The sequence below is a fragment of the Streptomyces sp. McG3 genome (genome assembly GCF_018619185.1).
Taxonomy (GTDB): Bacteria; Actinomycetota; Actinomycetes; order Streptomycetales; family Streptomycetaceae; genus Streptomyces.
The window spans coordinates 1-4310 of the sequence record NZ_JAAXYC010000468.1 but is presented as its reverse complement, the minus strand read 5'-3'; the positions used below and the strand labels follow the sequence as shown (position 1 = coordinate 4310).

General features: G+C 71.8%; 3 protein-coding genes. 1 reads left to right on the top strand and 2 read right to left on the bottom strand.

Annotated features, from left to right (window positions below; genetic code table 11):
* Window positions 1–1162: phosphoenolpyruvate carboxykinase (GTP) (locus HET64_RS37010; RefSeq protein WP_215111622.1), on the bottom strand; the 1162-nt coding region annotated here is incomplete at its 3' end.
* A 223-nt stretch (window positions 1163–1385) separates the two neighbouring features.
* Between HET64_RS37010 and HET64_RS37005 the strand changes: the two genes are divergently transcribed.
* Window positions 1386–2078: a hemolysin III family protein gene (locus tag HET64_RS37005; RefSeq protein WP_215111621.1), complete on the top strand. Its 693-nt coding sequence runs from the start codon at window positions 1386–1388 to the stop codon at window positions 2076–2078.
* A gap of 134 nt (window positions 2079–2212) precedes the next feature.
* Here the strand turns inward: HET64_RS37005 and HET64_RS37000 are convergent, their stop codons facing one another.
* On the bottom strand, window positions 2213–4234 hold the full coding sequence (locus tag HET64_RS37000) for a thioredoxin domain-containing protein (RefSeq protein ID WP_215111620.1): 2022 nt from the start codon (window positions 4232–4234) through the stop codon (window positions 2213–2215).
* Window positions 4235–4310: the final 76 nt, after the last annotated feature.

Genomic DNA, 4310 nt, shown 5'->3' with positions numbered 1-4310 from the left:
CGGCGGGCGTGCCGGACTCGGGGGTCCAGTCGTTGCCCTTCCAGTCCGTGAGGTGCGCGGGCGCCTCGTCGGTCATGCCCTCCCACCAGACGTCGCCGTCGTCGGTGAGCGCCACGTTGGTGAAGACGGAGTTGCCCCACATGGTCTTCATGGCGTTGGCGTTGGTGTGCTCGCCGGTGCCGGGCGCGACGCCGAAGAAGCCGGCCTCGGGGTTGATCGCGTAGAGGCGGCCGTCCTCGCCGAACCGCATCCAGGCGATGTCGTCGCCGATGGTCTCCACGGTCCAGCCGGGGATGGTCGGCTCCAGCATGGCGAGGTTGGTCTTGCCGCAGGCCGAGGGGAACGCGGCGGCAACGTACGTGGGGGCCTCCGACTCCCCCTGCGGCGGCGTGAGCTTCAGGATGAGCATGTGCTCGGCGAGCCAGCCCTCGTCGCGGGCCATGACGGACGCGATGCGCAGGGCGTAGCACTTCTTGCCGAGCAGGGCGTTGCCGCCGTAGCCGGAGCCGTACGACCAGATCTCGCGGTCCTCGGGGAAGTGCGAGATGTACTTGGTGGTGTTGCAGGGCCACGGGACGTCCGCCTCGCCCTCGGCCAGGGGGGCGCCCAGGGTGTGGACGGCCTTCACGAAGAAGCCGTCGGTGCCCAGCTCGTCCAGGACGGCCCGGCCCATGCGGGTCATGGTGCGCATGGAGACGGCGACGTACGCGGAGTCGGTGATCTCGACGCCGATCGCGGAGAGCGGCGAGCCGACGGGCCCCATGCAGAAGGGCACGACGTACATGGTCCGCCCCCGCATGGACCCACGGAAGACACCGTCCGCACCGGTGAAGATCTCCCGCATCTCGGCGGGGTCCTTCCAGTGGTTCGTGGGACCCGCGTCCTTCTCCTCCTTGGAGCAGATGAACGTACGGTCCTCGACGCGGGCGACGTCGCTCGGGTCGGACGCGGCGTAGTACGAGTTCGGCCGCTTGATCTCGTCCAGCTTGGTGAACGTGCCCTTGGCCACGAGCTCCCCGCACAGGCGCTCGTACTCGGCCTCGGAGCCGTCGCACCAGACCACCCGGTCCGGCTGGGTGATCGCTGCGATCTCGTCGACCCAGGAGACCAGCTCCTGGTGGTGGGTGGGGACAGTGAGGGGAGCCGCGATGTCGCGCGCCACGATCGCTCCTAGTTGAGGGTGTCAGTTGTCTGTAGGCCCCGTGGGGGCTGCGACCCGGATGCTTCGTACCCTTCGAATTCCCCTGGCGCTCATCCGGTGCCGACTGCACTCATTTGATCATCCGACCGTTCCGCCCATATGTCCAGGGGGCCGCACACGTGAGCATCGCCACTCATTTGCGCCCCAAATCCCCTACTTACGGTGGCGTAGATAGCATGCGGATATGACTGACGCCGCCGCTAGCGCCGCGACCCCGGGCCCCGTCGTACTCGACCCCGTCCCCGTCAAACCGCGCATGCGCGGCTGGCTGCACGCCGGAATGTTCCCCGCGGTGCTGGTCGCCGGGATCACCCTGATCGCCCTGACCGACAGCACGGTGGCCCGGATCGCCTGTGGCGTCTACATCCTCAGCGCCTGTCTGCTGTTCGGTGTCAGCGCGGTCTACCACCGCGGCACCTGGGGGCCGCGCGGCGAGGCGGTGCTCCGCCGCCTGGACCACGCGAACATCTTCCTGATCATCGCGGGCACCTACACGCCGCTGACGCTGCTGCTGCTCCCCGAGTCGACCGCCCGGCCCCTGCTGTGGGCGGTCTGGGCGGCCGCGGCGGCGGGCATCGCGTTCCGGGTGTTCTGGGTCGGCGCGCCGCGCTGGCTCTACACCCCGTGCTACATCGCGATGGGCTGGGCGGCGGTCTTCTTCCTCCCCGACTTCATGCGGACCGGCGGCATCGCGGTCCTGGTCCTCGTCGTGGTCGGCGGGCTGCTGTACAGCGCGGGCGGCGTGATCTACGGGATCAAGAAGCCGAACCCGTCGCCGAGCTGGTTCGGCTTCCACGAGGTCTTCCACTCGCTGACGCTGGCGGCCTTCATCGCGCACTACGTGGGCATCTCGATGGTGGCCTACCAGCACGGATGAGCACGGAGCGGTTACGGGGGTGAGGGGCCGGTCGCATCGACGACCGGCCCCTCACTCCTGCTCACCGACGTCTGGGGTCTTTCGTTTGGATCAGGCCGGACCCCGCGAGCCCGGCATGATCCAAGCGAGAGGCCCTACCCGCCCAGCTTCGCCGCCAGCTCACCGGCGTCGGTCGTCGGCGCGTCGCACACGAAGTGGCGGCAGACGTACGCGGTCGGCTCCCCGCCCACCGGCGGCCGGTCCACCAGCAGCGGGAACTCGGCCCCCGCCCCCGGGCCCTCTCCGGCCGCGACCACCGCGCCCGGGGCCCGCCCCAGCAGCGCCGTACGGTGCAGCTCCCCGCCGACCGGCCCGGCGACGGCGACCTCACGGGGCCCGTCCAGCAGCGCCTCGGCCACCGCGAGGCCCCAGCCGACGAACCGGGGCACGCGCGGCCCCAGCGCCTTCACCACACCGAGCGCGCCCTCGGCGGCCGTCCGGTGGGCCTCGGACCCGGTGTACGCGGCGTACGAGAGCAGCGCGCCGGCGGCTGCCGTCCACCCGGACGGGGTGGCGCTGTCGGTGGGGTCCTGGGGCCGGCGGATGAGCTGCTCGGCGTCGTGCGCGGTGTCGTAGAGCTGCCCGCCCTCGCCGGTGAACTGCTCCAGCACGATGTCCAGCAGGAACCCGGCGAACTCCAGCCAGGCGCCCTCCCCGGTCACGGCCGCCAGCGCGAGGAAGCCCTCGGCGACATCGCCGTAGTCCTCCAGCACCCCGGCGTTGTCGCCGGCGCGTCCGTCCTTGGAGGTGCGGGTCAGCCGGGCCACCTCGCCCAGGTGCACCCGGACCAGCAGATCGGCCGCCTCGGTGGCCCGCTCCACCAGGTCGGGCCGGTCGAAGTAGGCGCCGGTCTCGGCGAGCGCGGCGATGGCGAGCCCGTTCCAGGCGGCGACCACCTTGTCGTCCAGCCCCGGGCGCGGCCGCTCCGCGCGGGCCGCCAGCAATCGGGCCCGTACGTCCGCGACCCGGGCGGCGTCCACGGGCCCCGTGTCCCCCGGCAGCCGGAGCACGGAGGCACCCTCCTCGAACGTCCCGTCCTCCGTCACCCCGAAGTACGCGGCGGCGAAGGCGGCGTCGTCCTCGCCGAGCACCTCGCGGAGCTGGGCGGGCGTCCACACGTAGAAGGCGCCCTCGACGTGCTTGCCTTCGGCGTCCTCGCTGTCCGCGTCCAGCGCGGAGGCGAAGCCGCCCTCGGCGGTCCGCAGCTCCCGCACCATGAAGTCGGCGGTCTCCAGGGCGATCCGCCGGGCCTCGTCCGACCCGGTGGTACGCCACAGATGGGCGTACACGCGGCAGAGCAGAGCGTTGTCGTACAGCATCTTCTCGAAGTGCGGCACCACCCACTCCCGGTCCACGGAGTAGCGCGCGAAGCCCCCGCCGAGCTGGTCGTAGATCCCGCCCCGGGCCATCGCCGAACAGGTGTCGGCGGCCATCTGAAGCGCCCCCTCCGACCCCGTACGGGCGTGGTGCCGCAACAGGAACTCCACCACCATGGACGGCGGGAACTTGGGCGCGCCCCCGAACCCGCCGTGCTGTTCGTCGTACTCCCGGGTCAGCCCGAGCAGCGCCTGAGCGACCTCCGGCTCCCCCGGCACCCCGTCTCCACCGTGGACCAGCGACCGCCCCGCCAGATCCGCGACGATCCGCCCGGCGACCTCGGCGACCTCCTCGCGCCGGTCGGTCCAGGCGGCCACCACGCCTTCCAGGACCTGCTGGAAGGAGGGCGAGCCGTGCCGGGCCTCGGGCGGGAAGTAGGTCCCGAAGTAGAAGGGTTCGGCGTCCGGCGTGAGGAAGACGGTCATCGGCCACCCGCCGTGCCCGGTCGCCGCCTGGACGGCCTCCATGTAGACGGCGTCGACGTCGGGCCGCTCCTCCCGGTCGACCTTCACGGGCACGAAGTGCTCGTTGAGGTAGGCGGCGACGGTCTCGTCCTCGAACGACTCGTGGGCCATCACATGGCACCAGTGGCAGCTGGCGTACCCGACGCTGAGCAGCACGGGCACGTCCCGTTCTCTGGCCGCCTCGAACGCCTCGGGCGACCAGGGCCACCAGTCGACGGGGTTGTCGGCGTGCTGACGGAGGTACGGGGAGGTGGTCTGCGCAAGTCGGTTGGCCATGGGCCCAATCCTCGCGCACCGCCCCCCGCGACAGCCGCGCGCCACGGGGCGGGGACGGGAACGGGCCGGTGGGAGG

What these genes read in the sequence shown, in the direction of transcription:
- HET64_RS37005 (WP_215111621.1), top strand. Translation starts at nt 1,386, where the DNA reads ATGACTGACGCCGCCGCTAGCGCCGCGACCCCGGGCCCCGTCGTACTC.
- HET64_RS37000 (WP_215111620.1), bottom strand. Translation starts at nt 4,234, where the DNA reads ATGGCCAACCGACTTGCGCAGACCACCTCCCCGTACCTCCGTCAGCAC.